This is a genomic window from Asanoa ishikariensis (assembly GCF_900107455.1).
Taxonomy (GTDB): domain Bacteria; phylum Actinomycetota; class Actinomycetes; order Mycobacteriales; family Micromonosporaceae; genus Asanoa; species Asanoa ishikariensis.
The window spans coordinates 605,583-617,808 of sequence record NZ_FNQB01000004.1; the positions used below are offsets into that span (position 1 = coordinate 605,583).

Below are 12,226 nucleotides of genomic sequence, written 5' to 3' on the forward strand. Positions count from 1 at the left end.
ACATGAGGAAGACCTGGACCCTGAGCCTTGCCTTAGCCCTGCCGCTGGCGCTCGCCGCCTGCGGCGGATCCGCTCCGGCCGGCACCACCAACGGCGGCGGCGGGCAGTCCGGCGGCACCATAAAGATCGGTTCCCTGCATCCGCTCAGCGGCTCGTCCGCGGCTGACGGGCAGCAGATGGACAACGGAGCCAAGCTGGCCGTGGAGGCCATCAACGACGCCGGCGGCATCAAGTCGCAGGGCGGCAAGAAGCTCGAGCTGGTCAGCGCCGACACCCAGGGCAAGCCCGAGGTCGGTCAGAGCGAGGCCCAGCGCCTCATCCAGGAGGGCGCGGTCGGCCTGGTCGGCACCTACCAGAGTGCCGTCAGCGCCAACGTGTCCACCGTGGCCGAACGCAACAAGGTGCCGTTCGTCATCGACGTGTCCAGCGCCGACTCGATCCTGGCGCAGGGCTACAAGAACACGTTCCGGGTGCAGCCGAGCTCGACCGTGCTCGGCACCTCCGGCGCGCAGTTCCTCGACCAGGTGAGCAAGGCGGCCGGCAAGCCGGTCAAGTCCGTCGCGATCCTGCACGAGCAGGGCCCGTTCGGCACCGCGGTGCGGGACGCGTTCAAGGCCGAGGCGGAGAAGTCGGGCATCAAGGTCGGTCCGGCCATCGCGTACGACGCCGCCAGCGTCTCCGACCTGACCACCCAGGTGACCCAGGTCAAGGCCAGCGGCGCGGACGTGCTGATGGTGGCCGGCTACTACCGCGACGGCGTGCTGGCCGCGAAGGCGGTCGACACCGTCAAGCCGGCGCTCAACGCGGTCTACGGTGTGGCCAACGGCGCCTTCGACCTGCCGCAGTTCCCCAAGGAGGTGGGAGCCGCGGGCGAGGGCTACTTCGACGCGAACTACCACGCCGACATGACCAAGCCGGACATGCAGGCGCTGGCCCAGCTCTACCAGTCGAAGTACAACGACGCGATCCGGACCGGCGCCGTGCTGGCGTACGACTCCGTCCAGGTCATCGCCGCCGCGCTGGAGAAGGCCGGCAGTGCCGAACCGGCCAAGGTGCGCGACGCGATCGCCAGCGGTGAGGTGCCGACCCTGATCGCCGGCCCCGGCACGATCAAGTTCGGCCCGACCGGCGAGAACCTGAACGCCACGCCGATCCTGATGCAGGTCCAGGGCGGTGCGCCCAAGCAGGTGTTCCCGGCCGACAAGGCGGAGGCTCAGCCCGTCTACCCCGCCTTCAAGAGCCAGTGACCTCGACACCCGACCAGGACCACGTCGCCGCCGGCAACGGCGGCGGCGTGGCCACCCTGGACCCCGACGAGCTGCCCACGGCCGCGACCCGCACGGTGCCGTGGCTCCGGATCGGCGTGATCGCGGCGCTGATCGTGGTCGCGATCGTGCTCGCCTACGTCCGCGCCGGCAGCGGTGTGGTCGTCGTGCAGGCGGTCACGACCGGCATCCTCATCGGCGGCATCTACGGCCTGGTCGCGATGGGCCTGACGTTGATCTTCGGCGTCCTCGACATCGTCAACTTCGCGCACGGCAGCTTCCTGGCGCTGGCCCTGTTCCTCACCTTCGGGTTGACCCAGGCCGGCCTGCACGTCTATCTGGCCCTGGCGGTCAGCGTGCCGGCCATGTTCCTGCTCGGCGTGCTGGTGCAACGCGGCATCCTGGCCGGGGCGATGGGCAAGCCGCTGGAGAACCAGTTGCTGATCACGCTGGGCATCTCGCTGATCATCGAGAACGCGCTGCTGCTGTTCTTCGGCGCCAACCCCCGCTCGGTGGCGCTGTCCGGCGACCGCGGTGTGCCCATCTTCGAGGCCGTGGCCAACCTGTCCCGGATCCTCGCGTTCGTCGGCGCCCTGCTCCTGGCCGGCCTGCTCTACCTGCTGCTGCAGCGCACCCGGCTCGGCACCGCGATCCGCGCGGTGGCCGCCAACGACACCGGCGCGCAGCTCGTCGGCATCGACACCCGGGTGATCTACGCGGTCACCTTCGCGCTCGGTACGGCCTGCGCCGGCGCCGCCGGCACGCTGGTGGCCCCGCTGGTCACCATCGAGCCGACCACCGGCTCGCTGTTCAACATCGTGGCCTTCGTGGTCGTCGTGCTGGGCGGCATGGGCAACGTGGTCGGCGCGCTCGTCGGCGGCCTGATCATCGGGCTGGCCGAACAGCTCGGCGGCATCTACCTGCCCGGCCAGTCGCCGCTGCTGTCGGTCTTCATCGTCTTCGTGCTCGTGCTGTTCCTGCGACCACAGGGACTCTTCCGGAGGTCGGCATGACGACCACCACCGCACCGGCCGCCACCACCGCCGCCGGGAAGCCGTTGCCCCGCCAGCCCTGGAACCGGCACCTGTTGGCGATCGCGGTGCTGACCGTGCTGCTGATCCCGCTGCCGCTGATCCTGCCGCCGGCGCAGGCGTCGGTCGCCGTACGCGTGCTGATCTTCGCGCTGATGAGCATCGGCTGGAACATGATGAGCGGCTTCGGCGGCATGTTCAGCTTCGGTCACGCGGCCTACTTCGGCATCGGTGCGTACGCGGGCGGCTTCCTGCTCGTCGAGCACAATGTCTCGCCCTGGATCGGGATGCTCGTCGGCATGGTGATCGCCGCGGCCTTCGCCACGCTGATCGGTTTCCTCGCGCTGCGCTACAAGCTGCGCGGCGCCTACTTCGCGCTGGCCACCTTCGCCTTCGCGGAGATGCTGCGGTTGTGGGCGACCAACAGCGAGTTCGTCAACCGGGCGGTCGGCTACCACGTGCCGCTGCGGCCCGAGAGCTCCTGGTGGTGGATGCAGTTCGAGCCGGCCTCGGCGAACTACTTCTGGATCGCGCTCGGGCTCACCGTGATCGCGCTCGTGGTCAGCGTCCAGTTCGTCCGGTCCCGGGCCGGCCAGTTCACCAAGGCCGCCCGTGACGACGAGGACGCGGCCGCCGCCGTGGGCATCCCGGTGATGCGCTACAAGCTGCTGACGATGGCGCTCTCCGCCGCGATCACCGCAGTCGCCGGCGCCTTCTACGTGCAGTACTTCCTGTTCATCGACCCCGACCTGGCGTTCGGGTCCAGCGTGTCGATCCAGGCGATCCTGCCCGCGGTGATCGGCGGCGTCGCGACCATCTGGGGACCGGTGATCGGAGCCGTGGTGATGGGCCCGCTCAACGACGTGACGGCGACGATCCTGCGCAACCCGCCACCGGCGCTGGAGTTCCTGCAGGGCCGGGGCGGTCTCGACGTGATCGTCTATGGCGCGCTGCTGATCATTATCGTCCTGCTCCTGCCGCAAGGCATCTACGGAGCGCTGCGCAAGAGGTGGTCCCGGCGATGACCCTGCTGCGAGTGGAGAACCTGGCGAAGTCCTTCAAGGGACTGCGCGCGGTCGACGACGTCAGCTTCGAGGTCACCGAGGGCAGCATCCTCGGCGTGATCGGTCCCAACGGCGCCGGCAAGACCACCATGTTCAACCTGGTCGCCGGCGCGCTGCGCCCGGACACAGGCAGGGTGCACCTGGGCGGCAAGGAGATCACCGGGCACGCACCGCACCGCATCACCGCCGCCGGCATGACCCGGACGTTCCAGTTGATGCGGCCGTTTTACTCGATGACCGTGCTGGAGAACGTCACGGTCGCCGTGCTGGCCGGCGGCGCGGCCAAGCGCACTGCCCGGGAGACGGCCGCCGAGGTGATCGCCCGCGTCGGCCTGGACAAGTGGCGTGACGCGCCGACCGAGGGCCTGCCCACCGCCGCGCTCAAGCGGCTGGAGCTGGCCCGGGCCTTGGCCAGCAAGCCGCGGGTGCTGCTGCTCGACGAGGTGCTCGCCGGGCTCGTGCCCGCCGAGCGCACGCCGGTGATGGAACTGCTGGAGCGGCTGCGCACCGAGGACGGCGTGACGCTGGTGTTCGTCGAGCACATCATGGCGGCCGTCATGCGGCTGTCGGACTCGGTGCTGGTGCTCGACCTGGGCCGGGTGCTCACCTCGGGCGCGCCGGAGGAGGTGACCCGGGACCCCCGGGTCATCGAGGCCTACCTCGGGGAGGACCCGCATGCTAAGGCTTGAGGGGCTGAGCGCCGGCTACCACGGGCTGCAGATCCTGCACGAGCTCGACCTGCGGGTCGACGAGGGCGAGATCGTGGCGATCGTCGGTGCCAACGGCGCGGGCAAGACCACCACGCTCAAGGCCGTCTCCGGGTTGGTGAAGCTGACCGCGGGCACGATCACCTTCGACGGCAAACGCGCCGACGGGGTACGTCCCAGCGAGCTAGTCTCCCGCGGCCTGCTGCACGTGCCGGAGGGGCGGGCGTTGTTCGGCCCGCTCAGCGTCGAGGAGAACCTGCGGATGGGCGGCTGGACCCGCGGCCGCAAGCCGTTGGACGCACCGTTGCGCGAGGTCTTCGAGCTGTTCCCGATCCTCGCGGAGCGGCGCTCCCAGGCCGCCGAGACCCTCAGCGGTGGCCAGCAGCAGATGCTCGCGATCGGCCGGGCCTTGATGGCCGCGCCGAAGCTGCTGCTGCTCGACGAGCCGTCCACCGGCCTCTCGCCGAAGCTGACCTGGACGGTGCTCGACGCGGTCAAGGCCATCCGGGAGAAGGGCGTGTCGGTGCTGCTGGTCGAGCAGAACGCCGCGCACGCGCTCAACCTGGCCGACCGGGCGTACGTGCTGGAGAGCGGCAGCCTGGTGCTCGACGGGCCAGGACCCGAACTGGCCCGCGACGACCGGGTCCGGGCCGCGTACCTGGGGCTGTGATGTCTACTGTGGAGGCCGTCGCGCGGCTCGGTGACTGGGTCGCCGGGCTGCGCTGGGCCGACGTGCCTTCGGCCACGAGGGACCGGCTCGGGTTGGTGCTGCTCGACTCGCTCGGCGTGACCGTGGTCGGTGCCCGCCAGCCGGAGCAGCGCGCGCTGGCCGCGGCGTGGCGGCCGTCTGCCGGACCGGCCCCGCTGGTCGGCGGCGGCGTTTGCACGACGGTCGAGGCGGCCGCCTGGCTCAACGCGACCGCCATGGCCCGGCTCGAGCTCGACGAGGGACACAAGTACGCCAAGGGTCATCCGGCCGCGCACGGTCTGCCGGCGGTGCTCGCCCTGGCCGCGGACCTCGGCGCGTCCGGCCCTTCGACTCTGGCCGCCCTGCTGGCGGCCTACGAGGTGGCCGCCCGGTTCGGCCGGGCGACCACCCTGCGGGCCGGGATGCATCCGCACGGAAGCTGGGGCGTGGCCGGCGCGGCGGCCGGGTGCGCCAAGTTGCTCGGGCTGCCCGCGGATCAGGTGGCCGCCGCGATCGACGCCGGCGCCGGGCTGCCGGTCGCCGGCCACTTCGCCAGCGCGCTGGACGGCAACCCGGTCCGGGACGCGTGGCTCGGGGCGTCCAATGTGTCCGGTCTCGCGGCGGCCAGGATGGCCGCGGCCGGAGTCGCTCGCAATACCGGCACACCGGCGCTCTCTCTGGGCGACGTGCTCGGTTCCTTTGACCCGGGACCGTTGACCGACGCGCTCGGTGAGCGCTGGGACGTCGATCTCGGCTACTTCAAGCGCCACGCCTCCTGCTCCTTCACCCACCCGGCGGCCGACGCGGCGCTGGCGATGCGCGGTCTGGACCTCGGCGCCGTCGAGGAGATCGTCGTCGAGACGCACTCGCTGGGCGGCGGCCTCGGCCGCACCACCTGGGACAGCCGGCTGGGCGCTCTGTTCTCGACGCCGTTCGTGGTCGCCGCCGCTCTGGTGCACGGCGCCGTCGACCCCGCCGTGTCCGCCGACGAGGGGCGCGACGACCCCCGGGTCCGGGCCCTGGCCGCCAAGGTGGCGTTGCGGGTGGCGCCCGACCTCGACGCCCGGCTGCCCGACGAGCGGGCGGCCCGCGTGACCGTGCGCATGGCGGGCGCCGAGCCACGCGTCGTCGAGGTGCCGAACCCGATCGGCGACGCCGCGCACCATCCGATGGCCGAGGACGACGTGCTCGCCCTGCTCGGCCGCCTGCTCGACCCGGGCACCGTCGCGACCGTGCACGACGTGGCGACCGGTCTGCCCGACAGCCCCGACATCGGCCCGGCGCTCCGGCGGCTCGCCGACATCTGAAAGGAACCCGTTGTGCGCATCTACGCCGTGACCCCGATCCACGTCGACACCGACGAGCTGGCCCGCCGGCAGGCGCGCTATGCCGCGCTGTCGCCGCCCGGAGTCCAGGTCCTGCTGCACGACATCGGGCCGGACGCCCCTCGCGCGCTGGACACCGACGGCCAGGTGCGCGACAGCGAAGCCCTCGTCATCGACGCGTTGAAAGGTGCGCCGGACGGCTTCGACGCGCTGCTGCCCGACTGCGTGCTCGACCCGGGTGTCGCGGACCTCGCCGGCACCCTGCCGGTCCCGGTCTTCGGCCTGCTGCGGCTCAGCCTCGGCTGGTCGGTGCTGACCGGCCGCAAGTCCGCCGCGGTGGCCCGCAACAAGGCGATCGCCGACGAGATCCTGGCCCGGGCCGCCGTCTACGGCTGGTCCGCGGACCTGCTCGGCGTCGAGGTGCTCGACCTCGACGTCCACGCGATCGCCGACACCGACCGCTGGGCGGGCACGCTCGGCGGCGCGGTCACCACGCTCGCCGGGACCGGCGCCCGCGACGTCATCAACGGCTGCTCCGCCGTCGACGTGCCGGCCGACGTCGTGCTGCCGGCCCGGGTGGTCGACCCGACCGCCCTCGCGCTGCGGCTGATCGGGGCCGGGCGATGAGCCTCGACCTGGTCGTCGCCGGCGCGGGCGGCGGCCTCGTCGCCGCGCTGCGCGCCGCCCAACTGGGCCTGCAGGTGCTGGTGGTCGAGGCCAGCGAGCACTTCCGGCGTGGCAACAACACCTCGATGTCGACCGCGATGATCCCCGGCGCCGGCTCCCGGTGGCAGCGGGACGCCGGCATCGAGGACTCGGCCGAGCTGTTCGCCGCCGACGTCGCCCGCAAGACGCACGACGAGGGTGACCAGCGACTGGCGCGCACCCTCGGCGCGGTCAGCGCGCCCCTAGTCGAGTGGCTGGCCGACGACATCGGGCTCGGCCTCTCGCTGGTCACCGACTTCCACTACCCGGGCCACTCGGTCGACCGCTGCCACACCGTCGAGGGCCGGCACGGCACCGTGCTGCTCGACCACCTGGTCGAGCGGGTCGAGCAGGCCGGCATCGACCTGCTCGTGCCGGCGCGGCTGGTCGACGTGCTGGTCGATGCCGGCGGTGCGGTGCGGGCCGCGGTGGTCGAGCGCCCGGACGGCTCGCGTGAGGAGATCCCCACCCGCGCGGTGCTGCTGGCCACCAACGGCTACGGCGCCGACCGGGCGCTGGTCGCCGAGCACCTGCCGGAGATCGCCAAGGCCGTCTACCACGGCAGCGAGACCTCCCGGGGTGACGCGCTGCGGATCGGTGCCGCGCTGGGCGCTTCGTCGGCGTTCCTGGACGCGTACCAGGGGCACGCCGCCCTCGCCGCCCGCTCGGCGACGCTGGTCGGCTGGGCGACGGTGATGCACGGCGGGTTCATGCTCGACACCACCGGCCGCCGCTTCGGCGACGAGACCACGGGCTACTCCGAGTACGCTGCCGCCCTCGCCGCCCGCCCGGACGCGTTCGGCTGGTTGGTGCTCGACCAGCGCATCCACGACGCCTGCCTGCCCTTCACCGACTTCCGGCAGAGCGTCGAGTCCGGCGCCCTGTTGACTGCCGCGTCCGACGCCGATCTCGCTTCCATCACTGGGCTGCCGGCCGACGCCGTGGCCGCCGAACTGGCCGAGACCGCCGCCGTCGCGCGCGGCGAACAGGCCGACCGCTTCGGCCGCACGTTCTTCGAAGCGCCGCTCGCACCGCCGTACCTTGTCGCACGGGTGGTGCCGGCGCTCTTCCACACGCAAGGCGGCCTGGTGGTCGACGAGCACGCCCGGGTGCTGCGCCCGGACGGCGCGCCGATCCCCGGGCTCTACGCCTCGGGCGGTGCCGCGTCGGGCATCTCCGGGCACGGCGCGGCCGGCTACCTGGCGGGCAACGGACTGCTGCCTGCCCTCGGCCTCGCCTACGTGGCTGCAAACCACATCGCGACCACCAAAGTGGCCGCAACCACGGAAGGAACCAAATGAAACCGCTAGAGACCCTGATCAAGAACGTCACCGTGGTACGGCCCGACGCCGGCTCTCCGGACGGCGACCAGCTCGACATCGGCATCGCCGGTGGCAAGGTGGTGCGGCTGGAGGCCGACATCCCCGCGTCCGACGCCGAGGTGGTCATCGACGGTCGCGGGCGGCTCGCGTACCCGGGTGCGGTCGACGCGCACCAGCACTGGGGCATCTACAACCCGCTGGACGCCGACACCGCCACCGAGAGCCGGGCCAGCGCGCAGGGCGGCGTGACCACCGGGCTGACCTACATGCGCACCGGGCAGTACTACCTCAACCGGGGCGGCTCGTACGCGGACTTCTTCCCACACGTGCTCTCGGCGTCCGAAGGACGCTCCTACATCGACTACGGGTTCCACCTCGCGCCGATGAGCAAGGAGCACATCGACGAGATCCCGTCGATCGTCGAGAACTTCGGCGTCACCTCGTTCAAGATCTTCATGTTCTACGGCAGCCACGGCCTGCACGGGCGCTCGTCCGACCAGAGCTCGTTCCTGATGATCCCGCCGGACGAGCGCTACGACCTGGCCCATTTCGAGTTCGTGATGCGCGGCGTGCAGGCCGCCCGCGAGAAGCTGGTCGACGCGGCACCGCACGTGTCGCTGTCGCTGCACTGCGAGACCGCCGAGATCATGACCGCGTACACGAAGCTGGTCGAGCAGGACGGCTCGCTCTCCGGCCTGGCCGCCTACAGCGCGTCGCGGCCGCCGCACTCGGAGGGCCTCGCGGTCACCATCGCGGCGTTCCTGGCCGACGAGACCGGGCTGCCGAACATCAACCTGCTGCACCTCTCCTCGCGCAAGGCGCTCAAGGCCGCCATGGCCATGGCGAACACCTTCCCGCACGTCGACTTCCGCCGCGAGGTGACGATCGGCCACCTGCTGGCGTCGGTGGACACGGCCCACGGGCTGGGCGGCAAGGTGAACCCGCCGCTGCGACCCCAGGACGACGTCGAGGCGCTCTGGGAGCACGTGCTCGCGGGCGACATCGACTGGGTGGTCAGCGACCACGCGTGCTGCAAGGACGAGCAGAAGTTCGGCGACCCGCGCGACGACATCTTCGCGGCCAAGTCCGGTTTCGGCGGCGCGGAGTATCTCCTGCCCGGCCTGGTCTCCGAGGGCCGCAAGCGTGGCCTGTCGCACCAGCGGATCGCCCAGCTCGTCGCGCTGAACCCGGCCCGCCGCTACGGCCTGCCCGGCAAGGGCACCATCGGCGTCGGGTTCGACGCCGACCTGTGCCTGGTGGACAACACGTCCTGGACCGTGCACGCCGCTGACTCGCAGTCCACCCAGGAGTACACCCCGTTCGAGGGCTTCGAGCTCGGCGCCCGGGTGACCGACACATGGGTACGGGGTCAGCGCGTGCTGGAGGCCGGCAACGTCGTCGGTTCGCCGGGCGGCCGCTACGTGCACCGTCCGTACCAGGGGTGAGTGTGACTACTGCAGAAGACGGCCCGCTGGCGGGCCTGCGGGTGCTCGACGCGTCGACCATCCTCGCTGGTCCGCTGGTGGCGCAGGTCCTCGGCGACTTCGGCGCGGAGGTCATCAAGATCGAGCACCCGGCCCGCGGCGACGGCATGCGCGGGCACGGGCTGGCCAAGGACGACCAGTCCCTGTGGTGGAAGATGGTGGCTCGCAACAAGCGGACCGTCGGGCTCTACCTCGGCGACCCGGCCGGCGCGGAGGTCTTCCGCAAGCTCGCGGCGACCGCCGACGTGGTGATCGAAAACTTCCGGCCCGGCACACTGGAGCGCTGGGGCCTCGGCTATGACGTGCTGTCCGCCGACAACCCCGGGCTGATCCTGTTGCGGGTCACCGGTTTCGGGCAGTCCGGCCCGTACGCGTCGCGACCGGCGTTCGGCACGCTGGTCGAGGCGATGAGTGGTTTCGCGCATCTCACCGGCGAGCCGGACGGCCCGCCGACACTTCCCGCGTTCGGGCTGGCCGACTCGATCGCGGGGATGGCCGGGGCTGCGGCGGTCTCGATGGCGCTCTTCCAGCGGGAGAAGGACGGTCACGGGCAGGAGATCGACCTCGACCTGCTCAGCCCCATCATGACCGCCGTCGGCCCCGGTGTGATCTATGCCGACCAGCTCGGCATCGACCAGCAGCGCACCGGCAACCGGTCGGCCAACAACGCGCCGCGCAACACGTACCGCACGTCTGACGGCCATTGGGTCGCGATTTCCACGAGCGCGGACAGCATCGCGCGGCGGGTGTTGACGCTGGTCGGCCACCCGGAGGTGATCGACGAGCCGTGGTTCGCCACCGGGCGGCAGCGGGCGGCCCACGCCGACCTGCTCGACGGCTACGTGGGCGCGTGGATCGGGGAGCGGACGCGCGAGGAGGTGCTGCGAGCGTTCGCCGAGGCGGGCGCCGCGGTGGGTCCGGTCTACAGGCCCAGCGAGCTGCTCGACGACCCGCAGGTGCGGGCGTTGGAGCTCGTTACCACTGTGGACGATCCGGACCTGGGCGAGATGCGGATGCAGAACCTGCTCTGGCGGATGGGGCGCACTCCGGGCCGAATCCGGTTCACCGGGCGGGCGTTGGGTGCGGACACCGACGCGGTGCTCGGCGACGAGCTCGGGCTGTCGGCGGAGGAGCTGGCGGACCTGCGGGAGCGCGGCGTGGCCGGCTAGGTTCCGCGCCGTCGGCTACCCCTCCACGGTCACCGCCGCGACGACCGCGTCGACGGCCGCCGGGACGTCCTTCTGCGACGTGCGGGCCAGCATCACCGTCGGCGCCCGCGACGGCAGCACCTCCGTCATCCAGCTCCGGCTGCAGGCGCCGACCGACTGGAACCGCCGCTACGTCCAACTCGGGGGCGGCGGCTTCTGCGGCAGCATCCCGACGGCCGGCACCTCCGGCAGCGCCAACGTGGACCTCGGCTACGCCGTGGCCTCCGACGACACCGGCCACGTCGGCGGCGGCTCGGACGCCTCGTTCGCCCTCGACAACACCGCGGTCCAGAGCACCTGGGGGTTACCTCTCCGAGCACCTGACGGCGCTCGCGTCCAAGACGATCCTCAAAGGACTGACCCGGCAGTCTCTCGCGTACGCGTACTTCGTCGGGTGCTCCACCGGCGGGCGGCAGGCGCTGATCGAGGCGCAGCGCTGGCCCGACGACTTCGACGGCATAGTGGCGGGCGCACCGGCCAACCGGCAGAACTACCTGGCCACCCTCTCGCAGGGCGTGCGTGAGCAGCAGAACCGGGACGCTTCCGGGAACCAGGTCGTCGACGCTGCCGCAGCCGCGGTGGTGGGTGCGGCCGTGGTCGCGACGTGCGACGGCGTCGTCAAGGACGGCGTGGTCGACGACCCGCGTACCTGTCGCTTCGACCCCGCTGCGGTGGCGTGTCCCTCCGGTCTTGCCGCACCGGGCTGCCTGAGCGCCGCTCAGGTCGCGGTGGTGAAGGACTGGTACGACAGCCCGCGCGACAACCGCGGCCATGAGCTTTACCCCGGCGGCCTGCCGGTGGGCTCTGAAGGTGGCTGGGTCGGCTCCGACATCAGCACCGACCCGACCAGGCTCAGCGGCGGAGGCGCGTACGCGGAGCAGGTCCTTCGCTATCTCGCCTTCCCGACCGACCCGGGCGCCGGCTACACGCTTTTCGACTTCGACCCGAGCCGGGACGCGAAGAAGCTGGGCACGATGGCGAAGGTCTACAACGCCGACACCACCGACCTCGACGCGTTCCGCAAGGCCGGCGGCAAGCCGATGCTCTACCACGGCCTGGCCGACCCGGGTCGCTGGACCGCACGCAGCAGTTCGCCCGGCTGTTCCTGCTGCCGGGTGTCTACCACTGCAACGGTGGCCCCGGCGCCGACCGGGTCGACTGGCCGGCCGGCATCCGCGACTGGACCGAGCGGGGCAAGGCGCCGGCGTCGGTGCTGGCCACCAAGGTCAGCGGCGGCCTGACCACAATGGAGCGTCCGGTGTACGCGTACCCGCTCCAGGCCCGCTACGACGGCACCGGCGACCCGAACGTGGCCGCCAACTGGAAGCCGGCGCACGGCCCCCGCGGCCGCGACGTCGCCGTCCGGAACTGAGCACGGCGAAGGGCCCGTCCCTCGTGGGGCGGGCCCTTCGGCGTGATTGCGCAAT

Annotated in this window: 11 protein-coding genes and 2 pseudogenes; all 13 read left to right on the forward strand. The window is 71.8% G+C overall.

Annotation, left to right across the window (positions count from 1 at the left end; all coding sequences use genetic code 11):
- Positions 1 to 2 precede the first annotated feature (2 nt).
- Positions 3 to 1,247 carry an ABC transporter substrate-binding protein gene (locus tag BLV39_RS35440; RefSeq protein WP_090802022.1) on the forward strand — a complete coding sequence of 415 codons (1,245 nt, stop codon included), beginning with the start codon at positions 3 to 5 and terminating at the stop codon, positions 1,245 to 1,247.
- Positions 1,244 to 2,278 (forward strand): branched-chain amino acid ABC transporter permease, encoded by a 1,035-nt coding sequence (locus BLV39_RS35445; RefSeq protein ID WP_204082687.1) that lies wholly within the window; start codon positions 1,244 to 1,246, stop codon positions 2,276 to 2,278. Before BLV39_RS35440 ends, BLV39_RS35445 begins: the two co-directional genes overlap by 4 nt.
- Positions 2,275 to 3,321 carry a branched-chain amino acid ABC transporter permease gene (locus BLV39_RS35450; protein WP_090802024.1) on the forward strand — a complete coding sequence of 349 codons (1,047 nt, stop codon included), beginning with the start codon at positions 2,275 to 2,277 and terminating at the stop codon, positions 3,319 to 3,321. Before BLV39_RS35445 ends, BLV39_RS35450 begins: the two co-directional genes overlap by 4 nt.
- A complete protein-coding gene (locus BLV39_RS35455; RefSeq protein WP_090802870.1) occupies positions 3,318 to 4,049 on the forward strand; it encodes an ABC transporter ATP-binding protein in 732 nt (243 codons plus the stop codon). Before BLV39_RS35450 ends, BLV39_RS35455 begins: the two co-directional genes overlap by 4 nt.
- The gene (locus tag BLV39_RS35460) at positions 4,036 to 4,737 is read left to right on the forward strand and encodes an ABC transporter ATP-binding protein (RefSeq protein ID WP_090802027.1); all 702 of its coding nucleotides are present in this window, start codon (positions 4,036 to 4,038) and stop codon (positions 4,735 to 4,737) included. Before BLV39_RS35455 ends, BLV39_RS35460 begins: the two co-directional genes overlap by 14 nt.
- Positions 4,737 to 6,062 (forward strand): MmgE/PrpD family protein, encoded by a 1,326-nt coding sequence (locus tag BLV39_RS35465; RefSeq protein ID WP_090802029.1) that lies wholly within the window; start codon positions 4,737 to 4,739, stop codon positions 6,060 to 6,062. Before BLV39_RS35460 ends, BLV39_RS35465 begins: the two co-directional genes overlap by 1 nt.
- 12 nt (positions 6,063 to 6,074) lie before the next feature.
- The gene (locus BLV39_RS35470) at positions 6,075 to 6,707 is read left to right on the forward strand and encodes an aspartate/glutamate racemase family protein (protein WP_090802033.1); all 633 of its coding nucleotides are present in this window, start codon (positions 6,075 to 6,077) and stop codon (positions 6,705 to 6,707) included.
- Positions 6,704 to 8,086, forward strand: coding sequence for an FAD-dependent oxidoreductase (locus BLV39_RS35475; RefSeq protein ID WP_090802036.1), 1,383 nt, complete (start codon positions 6,704 to 6,706; stop codon positions 8,084 to 8,086). Before BLV39_RS35470 ends, BLV39_RS35475 begins: the two co-directional genes overlap by 4 nt.
- Positions 8,083 to 9,552 (forward strand): dihydroorotase, encoded by a 1,470-nt coding sequence (locus BLV39_RS35480; RefSeq protein WP_090802039.1) that lies wholly within the window; start codon positions 8,083 to 8,085, stop codon positions 9,550 to 9,552. The genes BLV39_RS35475 and BLV39_RS35480 overlap by 4 nt, the downstream gene beginning before the upstream one ends.
- 2 nt (positions 9,553 to 9,554) lie before the next feature.
- Positions 9,555 to 10,760 carry a CaiB/BaiF CoA transferase family protein gene (locus tag BLV39_RS35485; RefSeq protein WP_239083516.1) on the forward strand — a complete coding sequence of 402 codons (1,206 nt, stop codon included), beginning with the start codon at positions 9,555 to 9,557 and terminating at the stop codon, positions 10,758 to 10,760.
- A gap of 79 nt (positions 10,761 to 10,839) precedes the next feature.
- Positions 10,840 to 11,028, forward strand: a pseudogene (locus tag BLV39_RS45195) (tannase/feruloyl esterase family alpha/beta hydrolase); the annotation flags it as partial.
- Positions 11,029 to 11,113: 85 nt separating this feature from the next.
- Positions 11,114 to 11,857 (forward strand): annotated as a pseudogene (locus BLV39_RS44905) (tannase/feruloyl esterase family alpha/beta hydrolase); the annotation flags it as partial.
- Between the two features lie 50 nt (positions 11,858 to 11,907).
- Positions 11,908 to 12,171: a tannase/feruloyl esterase family alpha/beta hydrolase gene (locus BLV39_RS45340; RefSeq protein WP_275414248.1), complete on the forward strand. Its 264-nt coding sequence runs from the start codon at positions 11,908 to 11,910 to the stop codon at positions 12,169 to 12,171.
- The last annotated feature ends 55 nt before the right edge of the window (positions 12,172 to 12,226 follow it).

Excerpts from the sequence above, each read along its gene's own strand:
- BLV39_RS35455 (WP_090802870.1), top strand. The coding sequence starts at position 3,318 with ATGACCCTGCTGCGAGTGGAGAACCTGGCGAAGTCCTTCAAGGGACTG.
- BLV39_RS35475 (WP_090802036.1), top strand. The coding sequence starts at position 6,704 with ATGAGCCTCGACCTGGTCGTCGCCGGCGCGGGCGGCGGCCTCGTCGCC.
- BLV39_RS35460 (WP_090802027.1), top strand. The coding sequence starts at position 4,036 with ATGCTAAGGCTTGAGGGGCTGAGCGCCGGCTACCACGGGCTGCAGATC.
- BLV39_RS35450 (WP_090802024.1), top strand. The coding sequence starts at position 2,275 with ATGACGACCACCACCGCACCGGCCGCCACCACCGCCGCCGGGAAGCCG.
- BLV39_RS35440 (WP_090802022.1), top strand. The coding sequence starts at position 3 with ATGAGGAAGACCTGGACCCTGAGCCTTGCCTTAGCCCTGCCGCTGGCG.
- BLV39_RS35480 (WP_090802039.1), top strand. The coding sequence starts at position 8,083 with ATGAAACCGCTAGAGACCCTGATCAAGAACGTCACCGTGGTACGGCCC.
- BLV39_RS35465 (WP_090802029.1), top strand. The coding sequence starts at position 4,737 with ATGTCTACTGTGGAGGCCGTCGCGCGGCTCGGTGACTGGGTCGCCGGG.